This window comes from Paraburkholderia sp. RL17-368-BIF-A, from assembly GCF_046054045.1.
In the GTDB taxonomy this organism is placed as follows: Bacteria; Pseudomonadota; Gammaproteobacteria; order Burkholderiales; family Burkholderiaceae; genus Paraburkholderia; species Paraburkholderia graminis.
On record NZ_JARESN010000030.1, the window covers coordinates 24,513 to 44,134 of the forward strand.

Below are 19,622 nucleotides of genomic sequence, written 5' to 3' on the forward strand. Positions count from 1 at the left end.
CTTTAATTCCTCCTCTGCGTTACTGAGACAACGGCAGCTTCGACTGCGCAACGTGGGAGAGGAGGTTTTCCACGGATACGTGCATCACATCGGTAAAGGGCTTCGGATACAGGCCCATGAAGAGCGTCAGTGCGGCGAGCACTGCCAGCATGAAAAACTCGCGGCGGTTGATGTCGAGCAGGCCCTTCACGTGGTCGTTGGCGACCGCGCCGAAGTAGACGCGCTTGTACATCCACAGCGTGTAGGCCGCGCCGAGAATCAGCGTCACGGCGGCGCCGCCCGCGATCCAGAAGTTGTACTGGACAGCGGCCAGAATCACCATGAATTCGCCGACAAAACCCGAGGTGCCCGGCAAGCCGCAATTGGCCATCGAGAACAGCATCACGAACGCCGCGAATTTCGGCATCACGTTGACGACGCCGCCGTAGTCCGCGATCTGACGCGAGTGCATGCGGTCGTACAGCACGCCGATGCTAAGGAACATGGCGCCCGACACGAAGCCGTGCGAGATCATCTGCACGATCGCGCCTTCCACGCCGAGCTGATTGAAGATAAAGAAGCCGAGCGTGACGAAGCCCATGTGCGCGATCGACGAATACGCGACCAGCTTCTTCATGTCGGCCTGCACCATCGCGACGAGGCCGATGTAGATCACCGCGATCAGCGACAGCGTAATGACGACCGGCGCGAGGAAGTGGCTTGCGTCCGGCGCGATCGGCAGCGAGAAGCGCAGGAAACCGTATGCGCCGAGCTTCAGCATGATCGCGGCCAGCACGACGGAGCCGCCGGTCGGCGCTTCCACGTGAGCGTCAGGCAACCACGTGTGCACCGGCCACATCGGAACCTTCACGGCGAACGCCATGAAGAACGCTATGAACAGCAACACCTGCGGCGTCATCGCGATCTGCGCATGCTGCCAGGTGGCGAGATCGAACGTGCCGGTCTGGACGTACAGATAGAGCAACGCGACCAGCATCAGGAGCGAGCCCATCAGCGTGTACAGGAAGAACTTGAACGCCGCGTACACGCGATTCGCCCCGCCCCACACGCCGATGATGATGTACATCGGAATCAGCGTCGCTTCGAAGAACACGTAGAACAGCATGCCGTCGGCGGCGCTGAACACGCCGACCATGATGCCCGACAGGATCAGGAACGAGGCCAGATACTGGCCGACGTTCTTCGTGATGACTTCCCATCCGGCGATCACGACGATCACCGTGATCAATGCGGTCAACACGACGAACCACATCGAAATGCCGTCGACACCGAGGTGATATGTAATGTTGAATCGTTCGATCCAGTTGGCCTGTTCGACGAACTGAAGATCGGCGCTGCTCGAATCAAAACCGGTGATCAGCGGAATCGTGACGATGAAGCTGACGATCGAGCCGATCAATGCGACCCAGCGCGCGGGGCCGGGGTTACGGTCGGAGCCGATGGCCAGAACCAGCAGGCCGCAAAGGATCGGCAACCAGATGGCGAGACTGAGAATCGGATAAGCGTGCATTAGTGTCCCTCGCCTTATTTGCCGCCGAGCGTTACAAACAGGGTCAGGAGCCCCAACATGCCGATAATCATGGCGAACGCGTAGTGGTAGATGTAGCCGGATTGGAGGAAGCGGATCACGCCGGCGAACCAGCCGATAAAGCGTGCGCTGCCGTTGACGATGCCGTCGATCACGACGACGTCGCCTTCCTTCCAGAGACCACGGCCAATCGCCACGGCGCCCCGCGCAAACACGACTTCGTTGATCTTGTCCATGTAGTACTTGTTATCGAGCAGCGTGTAGATCGGCCCGAACGCGCGCTTGATGGTAGCCGGCAGTTCAGGACGAACCAGATACAGGAACCACGCGACGAGCACACCCGCGAGCGCGAGCCACACCGGCAGGCCCGCGACCGAGTGCAGGCCCATCGCGGCCCAGCCGTGGAACTCTTCGGCCATCTCGTGCAGCGCCGGATGGTTTTCGCCGATGAAGATCACCTTCTCGAACGCCACGCCGTGCTGGAAGAAGTCGCCGAACAGCATCGGGCCGACCGCGATCGCACCGATCACGACAGACGGAATCGCCAGCAGCACCAGCGGCAGCCACACGACCCACGGCGTTTCATGCGGTTCGTGCGCGTGACCGTGGTCGTCGTGACCGTGCGCGTCGTGACCATGTGCGTCATGGCCGTTGCCATGACCGTGTGCCGCGGCTTCGGCGCCCATCGGCGAATCCGGATGCTTCGGATCGCGGAAGCGCTCCTTGCCGTGGAACACCATGAAATACATACGGAACGAATACAGCGCGGTGACGAACACGCTTGCCACCACGGCGAAATAGGCGAAGCCCGAACCCGGCAGATGCGACAGCTTCACTGCGTCGATGATCGAATCTTTCGAGTAGAAGCCCGAGAAGAACGGCGTGCCGATCAGCGCAAGCGAACCGATCAGCGACGTGATCCACGTGATCGGCATGTATTTGCGCAGGCCGCCCATGTTCCGCATGTCCTGATCGTGGTGCATGCCGATGATCACGGAACCCGCGCCGAGGAACAGCAGCGCCTTGAAGAACGCGTGCGTCATCAGGTGGAACACGCCGACCGGATAAGCCGACACGCCGAGCGCGACTGTCATGTAGCCGAGCTGCGAGAGTGTGGAGTAAGCCACCACGCGCTTGATGTCGTTCTGGACAATCCCGAGGAAGCCCATGAAGAGCGCGGTAATGGCACCGATCACGGTGACGAACGAGAGCGCACTATCCGACAGTTCGAACAGCGGCGACATGCGCGTGACCATGAAGATACCGGCCGTCACCATGGTTGCCGCGTGAATCAGCGCGGAGATCGGCGTCGGGCCTTCCATCGAATCCGGCAGCCACACGTGCAGCGGAAACTGTGCCGACTTACCCATTGCGCCGATGAAGAGGCAGATACACGCCACCGTCAGCAGGCCCCAATCGGTACCCGGAAAGCTCAACGCGGCCAGTTCAGTGCGCTTGGCAAACACGTCGCCGTAGTTCATCGAACCGGCAAACGCGAACAGCAGGCCGATACCCAGCAGAAAGCCGAAGTCGCCGACGCGGTTCACGATGAACGCCTTCATGTTCGCGTAGATCGCCGACTCGCGCGTGTAGTAGAAACCGATCAGCAGGTACGACACCAGGCCCACTGCTTCCCAGCCGAAGAACAGCTGCAGGAAGTTGTTGCTCATCACGAGCATCAGCATCGAAAACGTGAAGAGCGAGATGTACGAGAAGAAGCGCTGGTAGCCGTCGTCGTCGGCCATGTAGCCGATCGTGTAGATGTGCACCATCAGCGACACGAAGGTCACGACGCACATCATCATGGCCGTGAGCGAATCGACGAGGAAGCCGACTTCGAACTTGGTCTTGCCGATGGACATCCATTCGTAGACGGTGGCGTTGAAGCTCGCGCCGTCCAGCACCTGGAAGAACACCATCATCGACAGAACGAACGAGATGGCAACGCCGAGGATCGTGACCGAGTGCGCACCCGCGCGCCCTACCGCCTTCCCGAACAGCCCCGCGATCAGGCAACCGGCCAGCGGTGCCAGCGGAATCGCCAGCAGCAGGTTTTCATTGAGTATCGTGGACATAACCGCTTTTCCTGAGATTAACCTTTGAGCTGATCGAGATCTTCGACATTGATCGTGTCGAGGCTACGGAACAGGGTCACCAGAATTGCGAGGCCGATCGCTGCTTCCGCTGCCGCTACGGTCAGCACGAAGAACACGAAAATCTGGCCATGCACGTCGCCGAGATAATGCGAGAAGGCGACGAAATTGGTATTCACCGCGAGCAGCATCAGTTCGATCGCCATCAGGATGATGATGACGTTGCGACGGTTCAGGAAAATACCGACGATGCTGATCGCAAACAGAATCGCGCCGAGCACGAGGTAATGGGCAAGGGTCAACATGATTTCTATCTCCTGTCCGCTCAGCTGTTCTTCGCAGACGCCGATTCGGCTGCTGCGGCCGCCGCTGCGGCTTCTTCCGCCGCGACGGTCGCCGGGCTCTTTTCCGACGGCATCTTCACGACGCGCACGCGGTCTTGCGCACGCACCTTGACCTGGTCGCTGATCTTCTGGCGCTTGCTGTCCTTCTTGTGGCTCGTGGTCAGCGCGATAGCCGCGATGATCGCCACCAGCAGCACGAGGCCGGCCACTTCGAACGCGAAGATGTAGTCGGTGTAAATCACTTTGCCGATCAGGCGGGTGTTCGACCAGTCGCCCATGCCGCCCGCCGCGGCGGTCGTGTCGGGCACCACCGTGCTCGTCGCGCCGTAGCCGTGCCACAGGATCAGCGCGGTTTCGAGCACGATGATCGCGCCCACCACCGTGGCCATCGGCACGAAGCGTCTGAAGTCCTTGCGCAGCACGTCGAGGTTGATGTCCAGCATCATCACGACGAACAGGAACAGCACCATCACCGCGCCCACATAGACCAGCACCAGCAGGATGGCGAGGAACTCGGCCTGCAGCAGCATCCAGATAGCCGCTGCGTTGAAGAACGCCAGCACGAGAAACAGTGCGGACGACACCGGGTTGCGCGAGGTGATCACCTTCAGCCCTGAAACCACCAGGAGCAGCGCGAAGATGTAGAACAGTACGGTCGTGAATTCCATGATTACCGGTTCATCGTTAGGCCATCGTCAGGCATTTTCTTTGGCACGGGCGTCCGGCCACAGCGTGACAACCGCCGGAACAGACGCACGCGTGCGCCGTGCCGCGGCTTGCATACCGCGGCGCTCGGCCCGACAACAGGCCGTATTACTGCTGCATTGACTTGATGCGCTACTGCCGCACCTACTGCTTGTACTTGGACGCTTTAACGATACGGTGCGTCGGCAGCCTTGTTCGCGGCGATCTCCGCTTCGTAACGATCGCCCACGGCCAGCAGCATGTCCTTCGTGAAGTACAGATCGCCGCGCTTTTCGCCGTGATATTCGAGAATATGCGTCTCGACAATCGAGTCCACCGGGCAGCTTTCTTCGCAGAAACCGCAGAAGATGCACTTGGTCAGGTCGATGTCGTAACGCGTGGTGCGGCGCGTGTTGTCTTCGCGCGTTTCCGACTCGATCGTGATGGCGAGCGCCGGGCACACCGCTTCGCACAGCTTGCACGCGATACAGCGCTCTTCGCCATTCTCATAACGTCGCAGCGCATGCAGTCCGCGAAAACGCGGCGAAATGGGCGTCTTCTCTTCCGGGAACTGCACGGTCACCTTGCGCTGGAACGTATAACGTCCGGTCAACGCGAGGCCCTTGACGAGTTCCGTCAAAAAGAAGGTCTTGAAAAAATTTTGGATTGCGGTCATGAGTTCATCCGCCCTTTATTTCCAGATATTCCACGGCGACATGATCCAGAAGCCGACCACCACTAGCCACACCACGCACACCGGAATGAAAATCTTCCAGCCGAGACGCATGATCTGGTCATAGCGGTAGCGCGGGAACGTGGCACGCGCCCAGATGAACACCGACAGCAGCAGGAAAACCTTGAGGACGAGCCAGAAGATGCCGGGGATAAACGACAGGAAGCCGAACGGAGCGCTCCAGCCGCCGAGAAACAGCGTCGACGCCAATGCCGAGATCACAATCATGTTGATGTACTCGGCAAGGAAGAACAGCGCGAACGCCATACCCGAGTAATCGATCATGTGACCCGCGACGATTTCCGATTCGCCTTCCACCACGTCGAACGGATGGCGGTTCGTTTCCGCGATGCCCGAGATGAAGTACACGACGAACATCGGCAACAGCGGCAGCCAGTTCCACGACAGGAAGTTCAGGCCGTGTGCGGCGAAGAAGCCGCGTTCCTGCGAACCGACGATGTCCGACAGATTCAGCGTGCCCGCCGTCATCAGCACGACGACCAGCGCGAAGCCCATCGAAATTTCGTACGACACCATTTGCGCCGCGGCGCGCATCGCGCCGAGGAACGCGTACTTCGAGTTCGACGCCCAGCCGGCCAGAATCACGCCGTACACGCCGATCGACGAAATCGCGATCGCATAGAGCAGACCCGCGTTGATGTCGCCGAGCACCGCGCCCGCCTGGAACGGAATCACCGCCCAGACCGCGAAAGCCGGCACCACCACCATGATCGGCGCGATCATGTAGATCCAGCGGCTTGCCTGGGTCGGCTGAATCACTTCTTTCAGCAACAGCTTCAGCACGTCGGCGATAGGCTGCAAAAGACCTGCGGGGCCGACGCGGTTCGGGCCGAGACGCACGTGCATCCAGCCGATCAGCTTACGCTCCCACAGAATCAGGTAAGCCACGCACAGCAGGATCACGACGGCCACCACCAGGATGCGCACCAGTGCCCACACCGTGGGCCATGCCACACCGAGAAGCTGGGTGCCGCCCGAGTTGATCGTATCGAACAAGCTCATTTACGCCTTCTCCACCACCAGTTCACCGAACAGGCTGCCCAGCGCTGCACCGGCAGGCGTAGCCGCCGATACGCGGACGACCGTCTCCGCAAGATTCGCGTCGCGCACGGCCGGCAACTGCACCGATTGCTCGCCCTGGCGCACGCGCACCGCGTCGCCTTCCTTCAAACCCAGTTTGTCGAACAGCGCAGCCGGCAGGCCGACGTTGTTCGCAGCACGCGCGGCTGCGGTCAGATGCAGCGATTCCGCGCGACGAACCAGCGCGTCGGCATGGTAGATCGGCACGTCGGCGATGCGCTCGAACTTGCCTTCCGCTGCCTTCGCCGTCTTGCCGCGAGCAACCGTTACGCCCGTGCGGTTCGACAGGCGCGATTGCAGTTCGCCGTCGCCGAGCGCCGCGCTGCGCACTTCTTCCGCCGTGTCGTATTCGAAGCCGGGCGCGCCCAGCAGGCTGCCCAGCACGCGCAACACCTTCCATGCGGGGCGCGTCTCGCCAAGCGGACGCACGACGCCGTTAAACGTCTGCACCGTGCCTTCCGCGTTGACGAACGTACCGGCCGTTTCAGTGAACGGCGCGATCGGCAGCAGCACGTCCGCGTATTCGGCGCCCGTCTGGAACGGCGACATCACCACGACCATCTCAGCCTGGTTCAACGCAGCCAGAGCCTGCGCCGGATTGGCCGTGTCGAACTCCGGTTCGAAGTTCATCAGCACATAACCCTTGCGCGGTTGTTCGAAGACTTCGCGAGCGTTCAGGCCGCCTTCGCCCGGCAATGCGTTCACCAGATGCGCGCCGACCGTGTTCGCGCCTTCCGTCAGGAAGCCGAGCGTTGCGCCGGTTGCGTCTGCGATCCACTGAGCCGCCGCGTGAATGACCGCGAAATCCGGATGACGCACCGCGCCGTTGCCGAGCAGCACCAGGCGACGCTCGCCCGTAGCCAGCGACCTGGCGACTTCCTTGTCGGCGTCCGACGCTTGCGCGCCAGAGAACGCTTCCGGCAGCGCCGTGCCGTTCGCTTGCGAGACCGCCGACGCGATGCCGGCGAGTGCGTCGAGCCATGCCGACGGCGCCGCAGCGATACGCCGCGCTTGCGGGATCAGCGCGTCGTCGCCGGTGGCTTGCACCAGCGTGAGCTTCGCGCCGCCCTTGGCCGCCTGACGCAGACGCGCGGCGAACAGCGGATGATCGCGGCGCAGATCGGAACCGATCACGAGCGCCGAGTCGATATTCGACAGGTCGGCAATAGCAGTACCGAGCCACGGCGTGCCGTTGACCGGCGCCGAGAAGTCCGACTGACGCAGACGGAAGTCGACGTTAGGCGTGCCGACCGCTTGCGCCAGTTGCTTCAACAGGAACAGTTCTTCGACCGTGCTGTGCGCGCTGCCAAGCGCGGCCAGCGCATTTGCGCCGTGGTCGCCCTTGATGCCCTTCAGACCTTTGACCACATAGTCGAGCGCGGTCTGCCAGTCGGTTTCGACCCACTTGCCGCCCTGCTTCAGCATGGGCTGCGTCAGACGTTCGGGGCTGTTCAGGCCTTCGTACGAGAAGCGATCCTTGTCCGAAATCCAGCATTCATTGATTGCTTCGTTTTCGAACGGCAGAACCCGCATCACGCGGTTGTTCTTCACCTGCACGACGAGATTGGCGCCGACGGAATCGTGCGGGCTTACCGACTTGCGGCGCGACAGTTCCCACGTACGCGCGCTGTAGCGGAACGGCTTGCTGGTCAGCGCGCCGACCGGGCACAGGTCGATCATGTTGCCCGACAGTTCCGAGTCGACCGTCTTGCCGACGAACGACGTGATTTCCGAATGCTCGCCGCGGCCCAGCATGCCCAGTTCCATCACGCCGGCCACTTCCTGGCCGAAGCGCACACAGCGCGTGCAGTGGATGCAACGGGACATCTCTTCCATCGAGATCAGCGGGCCGACGTTCTTGTGGAACACGACGCGCTTTTCTTCGCTGTAACGCGACGACGACTTGCCGTAGCCCACCGCCAGATCCTGCAACTGACACTCGCCGCCCTGATCGCAAATCGGGCAATCCAGCGGGTGGTTGATCAGCAGGAATTCCATCACGGATTGCTGGCCCTTCACCGCCTTTTCGGACTTCGTGCGCACGATCATGCCGGCCGACACGGGCGTCGCGCATGCGGGCACGGCCTTCGGCATCTTTTCGACATCGACGAGACACATCCGGCAGTTGGCCGCAATCGACAGCTTCTTGTGATAGCAGAAGTGAGGAATGTACGTGTCGACCTTATGCGCAGCCTGGATCACCATGCTGCCTTCGGGCACTTCTACTTTCTTGCCGTCTATTTCAAGTTCAACCATGATGGTCAATCTTCCTTAACCTGTTACCGCTCAATCGTTCGCCCCGTTCATCGCCCGCTCGGCAATGAATCCCGTGGTTGACGTGTTCTGGTGCATACCTGTCCGGCGTGCCGCTTGTCCGGGAGCTTGCCCGAGCGCCTGTCCGTGCGCGCCTCGGGCGACTTGCGAGGTCGCTCAGCAACCTCGCTCAGGCAGCCACTGTTTCCGCTGCCGCCGCAGCGCCCGCATGACCGCCGACGAGGCAATGCTTGTGGGCGACGTGATATTCGAATTCGTCCCAGTAGTGCTTGAGCATGCCGCGAACCGGCATGGCCGCCGCATCGCCGAGCGCGCAGATCGTGCGGCCCATGATGTTTTCCGCGACCGAGTTCAGCAGATCCAGATCTTCCGGACGGCCAAGACCGTGCTCGATACGATGCACGACGCGATACAGCCAGCCCGTGCCTTCGCGGCAAGGCGTGCATTGACCGCACGACTCTTCGTAATAGAAGTACGACAGACGCAGCAGCGAACGCACCATGCAACGCGTTTCGTCCATGACGATGACCGCGCCCGAGCCGAGCATCGAGCCCGCCTTGGCGATCGAGTCATAGTCGAGGTCGGTCTGCATCATGATGTCGCCCGGAATGACCGGCGCCGACGAACCGCCAGGAATCACGGCCTTGATCTTGCGGCCGCCGCGCATGCCGCCGGCGAGGTCCATCAGCGTGGCGAACGGCGTGCCGAGCGGAACTTCGTAATTGCCCGGACGTTCGACGTCGCCCGAGATCGAGAAGATCTTCGTGCCGCCGTTGTTCGGCTTGCCGATTTCCAGGTAATTTTGCGGGCCGATGGCGAGCAGGAATGGCACCGCGGCAAACGTCTCGGTGTTGTTGATCGTGGTCGGCTTGCCGTACACGCCGAAGCTCGCCGGGAACGGCGGCTTGAAGCGCGGCTGGCCTTTCTTGCCTTCGAGCGACTCGAGCAACGCGGTTTCTTCGCCGCAGATGTAGGCGCCGTAACCGTGATGCGCATGCAGCTCGAACGAGAAGCCCGAACCCATGATGTTTTCGCCGAGGAACCCGGCGCGGCGAGCTTCGTCCAACGCTTCTTCAAAGCGTTTGTAGACTTCCCAGATTTCGCCGTGGATGTAGTTGTAGCCGACCGTAATGCCCATTGCGTACGCGCCAATGGCCATGCCTTCGATCAGCGAATGCGGATTGAAGCGCAGGATGTCGCGGTCTTTGAACGTGCCCGGCTCGCCTTCGTCCGAATTGCAGACGAGGTACTTCTGGCCCGGGAACTGACGCGGCATGAAGCTCCACTTCAGGCCGGTCGGGAAGCCCGCGCCGCCACGGCCGCGCAGACCCGACGCCTTGACGTCGGCGATCACCTGCTCGGGCGGAATTTTTTCTTCCAGAATGCGGCGCAGCTGGGCGTAACCGCCGCGCGCCACATAGTCTTCGAGATGCCAGTTGTCGCCGTTCAGGCCGGCGAGAATCAGCGGTTTGATGTGACGATCGTGTAAAGACGTCATTTCGAAAGTTCCTCGAGCAGCTGGTCGATCTTCTCGCGGCTCATGAAGCTGCACATGCGATGGTTGTTCACCAGCATCACCGGCGCGTCGCCGCACGAACCCATGCATTCGCCTTCTTTCAAGGTGAATTTGCCGTCGGCCGTGGTTTCGCCGAAGTCGATGCCGAGCTTCTGCTTCAGATATTCAGCGGCGCTGTCCGAGCCGCCGTCCGGGCCGAGTTGACACGGCAGGTTCGTGCAGAGCGTGATCTTGTGCTTGCCGACCGGCGACGTCTCATACATCGTGTAGAAGGTGGCGACCTCCTGCACGGCGACTGCCGGCATGCCGAGATAGTCCGCGACGAACTGCATGAGTTCGGGCGACAGCCAGCCATGCTCTTCCTGAGCAGTGGCCAACGCCGACATCACGGCGGACTGTTTCTGATCGGCGGGATACTTCGCGATCGCACGATCGATTTCTTTCAGGCCTTCAGCTGAGATCATTTTCAGACACGACTCTTTCAATTCCTACCGAACGAAAACCCGTCGCTCACTTCGTGCTGCGACAGACCCGGCGTTCCTTTGCTTGACGCACGCTTCGGACCAAACATGAAGACGCGCGCCGATGAATACGTCCTAGCGATCTACTTCGCCGAACACGATGTCTTGCGTGCCGATGATCGTCACGGCGTCGGCGATCATGTGGCCGCGCGCCATTTCGTCGAGCGCGGACAGATGCGCATAGCCCGGCGCGCGAATCTTGAGGCGATACGGCTTGTTCGCGCCGTCGGAAATCAGGTAGATGCCGAATTCGCCCTTCGGATGCTCGACGGCGGCATACGACTCGCCTTCCGGCACGTGGAAGCCTTCAGTGAACAGCTTGAAGTGGTGAATCAGTTCTTCCATGTTCGACTTCATGCCCACGCGCGACGGCGGCGCAACCTTGTGATTGTCGATCATCACAGGGCCCGGATTCTTGCGCAGCCACTCAATGCACTGTTTCACGATCCGCGTGGATTGACGCATTTCTTCGACACGGACCAGATAGCGGTCGTAGCAGTCGCCATTCACGCCGACCGGAATGTCGAAGTCCAGCTTTTCGTACACTTCGTACGGCTGCTTCTTGCGCAGATCCCACTCGATACCCGAGCCGCGCAGCATTGCGCCGGACATGCCCATTTGCAGCGCGCGCTCCGGGCTGACCACGCCGATGCCGACCAGACGCTGCTTCCAGATCCGGTTGTCGGTGAGCAGCGTTTCGTATTCGTCGACGCACTTCGGGAAGCGCGTGAAGAAGTCGTCGATAAAGTCGAGCAACGAGCCCTGACGGTTCTCGTTCATTCTCGACAACGCCTTCGCATTGCGAATCTTCGACGCCTTGTATTGCGGCATTGCGTCAGGCAGATCGCGATAAACGCCGCCGGGGCGGTAATACGCCGCATGCATGCGCGCGCCGGACACCGCTTCGTACACGTCCATCAGATCTTCGCGCTCGCGGAACGCGTACAGGAACACGGCCATTGCGCCAACGTCGAGCGCGTGCGCGCCGATCCACATCAGGTGGTTCAGCACGCGCGTGACTTCGTCGAACATCACGCGGATGTATTGGGCGCGCACCGGCACGTCGATGCCGAGCAGCTTTTCGATCGCCATCACGTAGCCGTGCTCGTTGACCATCATCGACACGTAGTCGAGACGGTCCATGTACGGCACCGACTGAATGAATGTTTTCGTTTCGGCGAGCTTTTCAGTCGCGCGATGCAGCAGGCCGATGTGCGGATCGGCGCGCTGGATGACTTCGCCGTCGAGTTCCAGCACGAGGCGCAGCACGCCGTGCGCCGCCGGGTGCTGAGGACCGAAGTTGAGCGTGTAGTTCTTAATCTCTGCCATGGCGTTCTCTTAGTGTTTCAGACCGCCATAGCGATCTTCGCGGATCACGCGCGGCGTGATTTCCCGCGGCTCGATCGTCACAGGCTGATAGACGACGCGCTTCTCTTCCGGGTCGTAACGCATTTCGACGTAGCCGGAGACGGGGAAATCTTTACGGAACGGGTGACCAATGAAACCGTAGTCGGTCAGAATGCGGCGCAGATCCGGATGGCCTTCGAAGACGATGCCGTAAAGGTCGAACGCCTCGCGCTCGTACCAGTTCGCCGAATTCCAGATATCGACGACGGACGGCAGAATGGGCATGTCGTCATTCGGCGCGAACACGCGAAGCCGCAGACGCCAGTTATTCTGCACCGACAACAAATGCAGAACGGCCGCGAAACGCGGACCGTCGTAAGCGCCGTCGGCATAGGTTTGATAGTCGACGCCGCACAGGTCCATCATCTGCTCGAAACCGAGCGAGCGGTCGTCGCGCAGACGCGTTGCCACGTTGAGGTAGTCGCTCGCTTTCACGACGATCGTCAACTCACCGATTGCCTCGGTAGTGCTCAACAGGAGGCCGCCAAAGGCCGCCTCGAGGTTCGCTTTCAGGGTCTCGAGTTTGCTTGCCATATTGTGGGGAGAGGCGTTGCCTTATTGACGGGCGATTGTGTTGGTGCGGCGAATCTTGGCCTGCAACTGGATCACGCCGTAGACCAGCGCTTCCGCTGTCGGCGGGCAACCCGGCACGTAGACGTCGACCGGCACGATGCGATCACAACCGCGCACTACCGAATACGAGTAGTGGTAATAGCCGCCGCCGTTCGCGCACGAACCCATCGAAATCACCCAGCGCGGCTCGGCCATCTGGTCGTACACCTTGCGCAGAGCCGGCGCCATTTTGTTGCACAGCGTGCCGGCGACGATCATCACGTCCGACTGACGCGGACTCGGACGAAACACCACGCCGAAACGGTCGAGGTCATAACGGGCCGCGCCCGCATGCATCATCTCGACCGCGCAGCACGCCAGACCGAACGTCATCGGCCACAGCGAACCGGTGCGCGTCCAGTTGATCAGTTTGTCAGCCGTCGTGGTGACAAACCCTTCCTTCAAGACCCCTTCGATACTCATTTGCTTTCCACTCCAGACGGGGCGGCAAGCCTTGGCCACCCACGCAAACCGGCGATTAAACCATCATTCCCAGTCGAGGCCGCCCTTCTTCCAGATATAGGCGAAGCCCAGCAGGAATTCGAGCAGGAAAATCATCATCGCCATGAAGCCAGGCCAGCCGATGTCGCGCAGGGCGACGCCCCACGGGAACAGGAACGCGGTTTCAAGATCGAAAATGATGAAGAGAATGGCGACGAGGTAATAGCGCACGTCGAACTTCATGCGCGCATCTTCGAATGCTTCGAAGCCGCACTCGTACGGTGCGTTTTTCTCGGTATCGGGCTTGTTGGGACCGAGGATCTTGCCGATACTGACCAGTGCTACGCCTAAACCGGTGCCCACAACGAGGAACATCAAGACGGGGAAATAGGCTGCGAGGTTCAAGACTATCCTCAATCGGTTGGTTCTGAATGCCGTCAGGAGCATAGCACCCCTGACGCGAAATCACTTCTGAGACGTACACGCCGCAGACCAACGCAAACCGCGCGCCAGAAGTGAAAATGCCAGCCGAAGCGAAGCAAGCGGCTGGCATTAGATAACATTTGGTGCCGACGGCGAGACTCGAACTCGCACAGCTTTCGCCACTACCCCCTCAAGATAGCGTGTCTACCAATTTCACCACGTCGGCACTGTATGCAATCCGGGAAAACAACTTATAAAACCCGCGAATCGCTTCAAGACTTAGATTCTAACTGGTTCAAACAGTTTGTTCAACGCACAAAAGCACTTTCTACGAAAAATTTTATTTCGGTACGTCGGTGGCCGGAACCGATGCAGCCGACGCCGCGAGCGCAGCCGAACCGCCTGCCGGAGCGGACCCAGCCGGTGCCGCCGAAGCCGCCACGGGCGCGGTAACCGCGGCGCCCAGCACGCCGGCTGAAGGCTTGGCCCGATAAGCGCCGAGGTACGTGAGCGTGAGCGTGGTGACGAAAAACACCGCGGCGAGCACTGCGGTCGTACGCGACAGGAAGTTTGCCGAGCCGGTCGCGCCGAACAGGCTGCCCGATGCACCGCTACCAAAAGCCGCGCCCATATCGGCGCCTTTGCCGTGCTGCAGCAAAACGAGGCCGATGACCCCGAGTGCCGACAACAGCTGAACGACGATAATCAAAGTTTTCAAATACAGCATTGCACTCACCTGAGTCTTTTATTTAGCCGAGACCCGCGGACTGCGGGCCCGGAATGGGTCATTCCGAGAGGCGCCCTGCTCAACCAGCGGCTGTCGTTGCAGCCGCCGCCTTGCAGATCGCCAGAAAATCCTGGTCCTTCAGCGACGCGCCGCCGATCAGGCCGCCGTCGATGTCCTGCTGACGGAATAATTCTTCCGCGTTGTCCGGCTTCACGCTGCCGCCGTACAGCAACGGCACGCCGGCAACTTCGGCGCCCTTCGCGGCGAGACGCCCGCGCAGGAACGCGTGCACCGCTTGCGCCTGGCCGGCCGTCGCGCTCTTGCCGGTGCCGATCGCCCAGACCGGCTCGTATGCGACAACGATACGCGCCGCTTCCTGCACCGACAATTTGGCCAGCACTTCGTCCAGCTGCGCGCCGACCACCTGCTCTGTCGCCCCGGCCTCGCGCTCCTCGAGCGTTTCGCCGACGCAGACGATCGGCGTCAAACCGGCTTCGAGCGCACGCTGCGTCTTCACTGCGACAAGCTCAGCGCTTTCACGGTGATACGCGCGGCGCTCCGAATGCCCGACGATGGCAAACGTCGCGGCAAAATCCGTCACCATTTGCGCCGAGACTTCGCCGGTGTACGCGCCTTGCGTGAACGCGGAAACGTCCTGCACGCCCCACATCACCCGGCTGCCATCGAGCAACGACTGCGCTTGCGCGAGATACGGCGTCGGCACGCACACACCTACGCGCACATCAGCCGGCAGTTCACCCGCGCCTCTCGCTACGGCCTGCAGCAGCGCCGCGTTTTCGGCGAGGCGCCCATGCATCTTCCAGTTACCGACTACCAGTTTGGCTCGTTGTGTCGACATCGTCTCGTCTTGTCTTGGTGGCGGGCCGTGTTGCGCTAGTCGTTCGCGCTTACAGTCCGCCTATCGGATTCATGCGGCGCGCGCAAAACGCGCAATTTTACTTCGTGGGGGAGATCGGGTCAAACAAACCGGCGCGCACCGACTCCTGCCGACGGCCGCGCATCAGGCGTCGTCGCCCCAGGTCAGCACGATCTTGCCGACGTGCGTGCTGCTCTCCATCAGCGCGTGGGCGTCGGCGGCCTGCGCGGCCGGAAACACGCGATGCACGACCGGCTTGATCCGCCCGCCCTCGAGATGGGGCCACACCTGCTCCTTGAGCTGTGCGGCGATTTTCGCCTTGAATTCGATTGGCCGCGGACGAAGCGTCGAACCGGTCACGGTCAAACGGCGGCGCAGCACCTCGTTCAGATTCAGTTCCGCCTTCGCGCCGCCCAAAAGCGCAATCAGCACGATGCGCCCGCCGTCCGCCAGCGCGGTCAGCTCGCGCGACACATAGCTGCCTGCCACCATGTCGAGGACCACGTCGACGCCGCGGTCGTTGGTCAACGACTTGATGACTTCGACGAAATCTTCCGTCTTGTAGTTGATCGCCCGCTCGGCGCCCAGCGCTTCGCACGCGCGGCACTTGTCGTCCGAGCCGGCGGTTGCGAACACACGAAAGCCCAGCGCATGCGCAATCTGGATCGCGGTCACGCCGATGCCGCTCGAGCCGCCCTGCACCAGCAAGGTTTCGTTCGGCCCGCCCTCGCCCTTGCCGAGCTGCGCGCGATCGAACACGTTGCTCCAGACCGTGAAGAAGGTTTCCGGCAGCGACGCCGCCTCGACATCCGACAAACCGCCCGGCACCGGCAAGCATTGCAATAGGGGCGCGACGGCATACTCGGCATAGCCGCCGCCCGCCAGCAGCGCGCACACGCGATCGCCGATTTTCAGACCGAACGGATTATTCTTCCCGTCGATGTCGCCGCCGACGATTTCCCCCGCCACTTCCAGCCCGGGCAAGTCCGACGCGCCCGGAGGCGGCGCATACGCGCCCTTGCGCTGAAACACGTCGGGACGGTTGATGCCGGAAGCCGCCACCTTGATCAGCACCTCGCCCGCTTTCGGCTGCGGCGTGGGCCGCTCCGCGAGCTTGAGAACTTCCGGCGCTCCGAATTCCGTGATTTCGATCGCTTTCATCTGCGTCAACTCCAAGATTGGATTGCGTTGCCTACTGCGTTCGTCCGCGCTTGCCGGGACCTCATTCGCATTGTCGCCGGATCGCGGCAATCACGTGCGACACGCGCGAAAAGCGCGATTTTCGCGCGGCCACGCGATGCAAGCAGCGTACCCCTTGCACCACGCTTCAGCATCCATTTGCAACGCAATCCACCCTGTCCACCATGAAAAACGGCCGGCGCGCATTCGCGCTGCCGGCCGTTGTCCCGCTACCGCTTTACTGCGGCGTCGGTTCGCCTTGCGGCGCGCTCGACGCGCCGTCGTTCAGCAACGCCTTCGCCGACAAACGCACACGACCCTTCTCGTCCGTCTGGATGACCTTGACCTTCACTTGCTGGCCGTCCTTCAGGTAGTCGTTGATGTCCTTGATGCGCTCGTTCGCGATCTCGGAGATATGCAACAGACCGTCCTTGCCCGGCAGAATGTTCACAATCGCGCCGAAATCCAGCAGCTTCAGCACCGTGCCTTCGTACACCTGGCCCACTTCGACTTCGAGCGTGATGTTCTCGATACGCTTCTTCGCTTCGGCCATGCCTTCGCTGCTCGTGCTGGCGATGGTCACGACGCCGTCGTCGGAAATATCGATCGTCGTGCCGGTTTCTTCCGTCAGCGCGCGGATCACCGAACCGCCCTTGCCGATCACGTCGCGGATCTTTTCCGGATTGATCTTGATGGTGATCATGCGCGGCGCGAACTCGGACAGTTGCGTGTTAGCACCCGACACGGCCGACGTCATCTTGCCGAGGATATGCATGCGGCCTTCCTTCGCTTGCGCGAGAGCGACCTGCATGATTTCCTTCGTGATGCCCTGGATCTTGATGTCCATCTGCAGCGCGGTCACGCCTTGTTCCGTGCCCGCCACCTTGAAGTCCATGTCGCCGAGGTGATCTTCGTCGCCGAGAATGTCGGTCAGCACGGCAAACTTGTTGCCTTCGAGAATCAGGCCCATCGCGATGCCGGCGACGTGCGCCTTCATCGGCACGCCGGCGTCCATCAGCGCGAGGCAGCCGCCGCACACCGAAGCCATTGACGAAGAACCGTTCGATTCCGTGATTTCCGACACGACGCGAATCGAGTAGCCGAATTCGTCGGCGCTCGGCAGGCATGCGGCCAGCGCGCGCTTGGCGAGACGGCCGTGACCGATTTCACGGCGCTTCGGCGAACCGACGCGGCCCGTTTCGCCGGTCGCGAACGGCGGCATGTTGTAGTGGAGCATGAAGCGCTCGCGGTACTCGCCTTCGAGTGCGTCGATGTTCTGCTCGTCGCCCTTCGTGCCGAGCGTGGCCACCACCAGCGCCTGCGTCTCGCCGCGCGTGAACAGCGCCGAACCGTGCGTACGCGGCAGCACGCCGGTACGGATTTCGATCGGGCGCACGGTGCGCGTGTCGCGGCCGTCGATACGCGGTTCGCCGTTCAGGATCTGCGTACGGACGATCTTCGCTTCGATGTCGAACAGCACATTGCCGACCGTTGCCTTGTCGGCCGCCACGGTGCCGCTTGCCGCGGCTTCTTCTTCCAGCTTCGCCGAAACCGCTGCGTAGACTTCCTTCAGCTTGCTCGAACGTGCCTGCTTGTCGCGAATCTGGTAAGCCGCGAGCAGTTCGGCTTGCGCCAGTTCCGTCACGCGTGCGATCAGCGGCTCGTTCTTCGCGGCCGGCTGCCAATCCCATTCCGGCTTGCCGCCTTCACGGACCAGATCGTGGATCGCGTCGATCGCGATCTGCATTTGCTCGTGGCCGAACACCACGCCGCCGAGCATCACCTCTTCGCTCAGTTGCTGCGCTTCCGATTCCACCATCAGCACCGCGCGTTCCGTACCGGCGACGATCAGGTCGAGCGCCGATTCCTTCATTTGCGGACGCGTCGGGTTCAGCACGTATTCGTTGTTGATGTAAGCCACGCGCGCTGCGCCGACCGGGCCGTTGAACGGCAGACCGGACACGGCCAGTGCCGCCGACGCGCCGATCAGCGCGGGAATGTCAGCGGGAACGTCCGGATTCAGCGACAGAACGTGAATCACAACCTGGACTTCGTTGTAGAAGCCTTCCGGGAACAGCGGACGCAGCGGACGGTCGATCAGGCGCGAGATCAGCGTCTCGCCTTCCGACGGACGGCCTTCGCGACGGAAGAAGCCGCCCGGAATCTTGCCGGCGGCGTAAGTCTTCTCGAGATAGTCGACGGTCAGCGGGAAGAAGTCCTGGCCCGGCTTGGCGGTCTTGGCGCCGACCACGGTCGCCAGGATAACGGTGTCTTCGACGTCGACGATCACCGCGCCGCTCGCCTGGCGGGCGATTTCGCCGGTTTCCAGGCGAACGTTATGTTGTCCCCACTTAAATTCTTTGACGATCTTGCTGAACATAGTCATTGCTTTTCCTCATCGTAATGCCGCGCGGACCAGAAGCGGCGCGGCAACGCCAGAACCGGCGCCGCATGGGAAGAGGTGTGTTATGCCATTCCAGAGAGCCACGCGCCGCGCCGCCTGCATGGCGAACGCGCGCGAACCGCTGGAATGACACAAAGCTCCGCCCTGAAGCCCGGCCATGTTTCTATTTCTGCTTCTTCTGCTTGCTCTACTGCTGCTTTTCTACTGCATTTGTCGTGCTTATTACTGCATTTACCGCTTCCTGCCCCGCCGCGCGAACCAGCACGCCGCCGCGGAATTCAGGCAGTGCGCGTCACACGAAGCGCACCGTGCAAAAACAAAATGCCTGCATCAGCGGAACTGACACAGGCATCTTGCTGAACGACTGGCCGATTACTTACGCAGACCCAGCTTCTCGATCAGTGCGCGGTAACGATCCGCGTCCTTACCCTTCAGGTAGTCGAGCAGCTTGCGACGGCGGCTCACCATGCGCAGCAGACCGCGGCGGCTGTGGTGATCTTTCGCGTGTGCCTTGAAGTGAACGGTCAGTTCGTTGATGCGGGTCGTGAGCAGCGCGACCTGAACTTCGGGGGAGCCGGTGTCGTTAGCTGCGCGTGCGAATTGCGCGACGACTTCGGACTTCTTGCTTGTATCAACTGCGGACATGTCGATTTCCTTGAGAACTAGACAGGCGGTCACGAAAGAAAGGCCGTGCCGTGGGTTACCCGTGCAACCAGCGCCGCAAAGCGCTCTTTTGGAGAGCTTGCCGACGTCCAGCA

The 19,622-nt window shown here is 61.5% G+C and carries 18 protein-coding genes and 1 tRNA gene; all 19 read right to left on the minus strand.

All coding sequences use genetic code 11. From position 1 onward, the window contains the following. Positions 1-19: 19 nt before the first annotated feature. Positions 20-1,510: an NADH-quinone oxidoreductase subunit M gene (locus P0D87_RS30735; RefSeq protein WP_029969790.1), complete on the minus strand. Its 1,491-nt coding sequence runs from the start codon at positions 1,508-1,510 to the stop codon at positions 20-22. Positions 1,511-1,524: 14 nt separating this feature from the next. Continuing rightward, on the minus strand, positions 1,525-3,603 hold the full coding sequence (nuoL, locus tag P0D87_RS30740) for an NADH-quinone oxidoreductase subunit L (RefSeq protein WP_029969791.1): 2,079 nt from the start codon (positions 3,601-3,603) through the stop codon (positions 1,525-1,527). A 17-nt stretch (positions 3,604-3,620) separates the two neighbouring features. After that, complete coding sequence (gene nuoK / locus P0D87_RS30745) at positions 3,621-3,926, minus strand: NADH-quinone oxidoreductase subunit NuoK (RefSeq protein WP_006052894.1); 306 nt, start codon at positions 3,924-3,926, stop codon at positions 3,621-3,623. Between the two features lie 20 nt (positions 3,927-3,946). Beyond that, positions 3,947-4,633 (minus strand): NADH-quinone oxidoreductase subunit J, encoded by a 687-nt coding sequence (locus P0D87_RS30750; protein ID WP_006052895.1) that lies wholly within the window; start codon positions 4,631-4,633, stop codon positions 3,947-3,949. Positions 4,634-4,836: 203 nt separating this feature from the next. Continuing rightward, positions 4,837-5,325 (minus strand): NADH-quinone oxidoreductase subunit NuoI, encoded by a 489-nt coding sequence (nuoI, locus tag P0D87_RS30755; RefSeq protein ID WP_027801274.1) that lies wholly within the window; start codon positions 5,323-5,325, stop codon positions 4,837-4,839. A 15-nt stretch (positions 5,326-5,340) separates the two neighbouring features. After that, positions 5,341-6,405, minus strand: coding sequence for an NADH-quinone oxidoreductase subunit NuoH (gene nuoH, locus P0D87_RS30760; RefSeq protein ID WP_006052897.1), 1,065 nt, complete (start codon positions 6,403-6,405; stop codon positions 5,341-5,343). Continuing rightward, entirely contained in the window at positions 6,406-8,739 is a 2,334-nt protein-coding gene (gene nuoG, locus P0D87_RS30765; RefSeq protein ID WP_053857817.1) for an NADH-quinone oxidoreductase subunit NuoG, read from the minus strand. It lies immediately after the preceding gene. A 187-nt stretch (positions 8,740-8,926) separates the two neighbouring features. Continuing rightward, positions 8,927-10,255, minus strand: a complete 1,329-nt coding sequence (nuoF, locus tag P0D87_RS30770; RefSeq protein ID WP_006052899.1) for an NADH-quinone oxidoreductase subunit NuoF — start codon at positions 10,253-10,255, stop codon at positions 8,927-8,929. Next, on the minus strand, positions 10,252-10,737 hold the full coding sequence (gene nuoE, locus P0D87_RS30775) for an NADH-quinone oxidoreductase subunit NuoE (RefSeq protein WP_006052900.1): 486 nt from the start codon (positions 10,735-10,737) through the stop codon (positions 10,252-10,254). Before nuoE ends, nuoF begins: the two co-directional genes overlap by 4 nt. Positions 10,738-10,869: 132 nt before the next feature. Beyond that, the gene (locus P0D87_RS30780) at positions 10,870-12,123 is read right to left on the minus strand and encodes an NADH-quinone oxidoreductase subunit D (RefSeq protein ID WP_006052901.1); all 1,254 of its coding nucleotides are present in this window, start codon (positions 12,121-12,123) and stop codon (positions 10,870-10,872) included. 9 nt (positions 12,124-12,132) lie between these two features. Then, a complete protein-coding gene (locus P0D87_RS30785) occupies positions 12,133-12,735 on the minus strand; it encodes an NADH-quinone oxidoreductase subunit C (RefSeq protein WP_006052902.1) in 603 nt (200 codons plus the stop codon). 21 nt (positions 12,736-12,756) lie between these two features. Continuing rightward, positions 12,757-13,236: a NuoB/complex I 20 kDa subunit family protein gene (locus P0D87_RS30790; protein WP_006052903.1), complete on the minus strand. Its 480-nt coding sequence runs from the start codon at positions 13,234-13,236 to the stop codon at positions 12,757-12,759. A 63-nt stretch (positions 13,237-13,299) separates the two neighbouring features. Continuing rightward, positions 13,300-13,659: an NADH-quinone oxidoreductase subunit A gene (locus tag P0D87_RS30795; RefSeq protein WP_029969798.1), complete on the minus strand. Its 360-nt coding sequence runs from the start codon at positions 13,657-13,659 to the stop codon at positions 13,300-13,302. 159 nt (positions 13,660-13,818) lie between these two features. After that, positions 13,819-13,903, minus strand: a tRNA-Leu gene (locus P0D87_RS30800). 114 nt (positions 13,904-14,017) lie between these two features. Continuing rightward, positions 14,018-14,404: a preprotein translocase subunit SecG gene (gene secG, locus P0D87_RS30805; RefSeq protein ID WP_006052905.1), complete on the minus strand. Its 387-nt coding sequence runs from the start codon at positions 14,402-14,404 to the stop codon at positions 14,018-14,020. 79 nt (positions 14,405-14,483) lie between these two features. Continuing rightward, positions 14,484-15,263: a triose-phosphate isomerase gene (gene tpiA, locus P0D87_RS30810; RefSeq protein ID WP_053857816.1), complete on the minus strand. Its 780-nt coding sequence runs from the start codon at positions 15,261-15,263 to the stop codon at positions 14,484-14,486. Positions 15,264-15,425: 162 nt separating this feature from the next. Then, positions 15,426-16,442 (minus strand): NAD(P)H-quinone oxidoreductase, encoded by a 1,017-nt coding sequence (locus tag P0D87_RS30815; protein ID WP_053857815.1) that lies wholly within the window; start codon positions 16,440-16,442, stop codon positions 15,426-15,428. Between the two features lie 256 nt (positions 16,443-16,698). Beyond that, the gene (gene pnp / locus P0D87_RS30820) at positions 16,699-18,846 is read right to left on the minus strand and encodes a polyribonucleotide nucleotidyltransferase (protein WP_029969803.1); all 2,148 of its coding nucleotides are present in this window, start codon (positions 18,844-18,846) and stop codon (positions 16,699-16,701) included. Positions 18,847-19,236: 390 nt separating this feature from the next. Further along, positions 19,237-19,509, minus strand: a complete 273-nt coding sequence (gene rpsO, locus P0D87_RS30825; RefSeq protein ID WP_006048211.1) for a 30S ribosomal protein S15 — start codon at positions 19,507-19,509, stop codon at positions 19,237-19,239. Positions 19,510-19,622 lie beyond the last annotated feature (113 nt).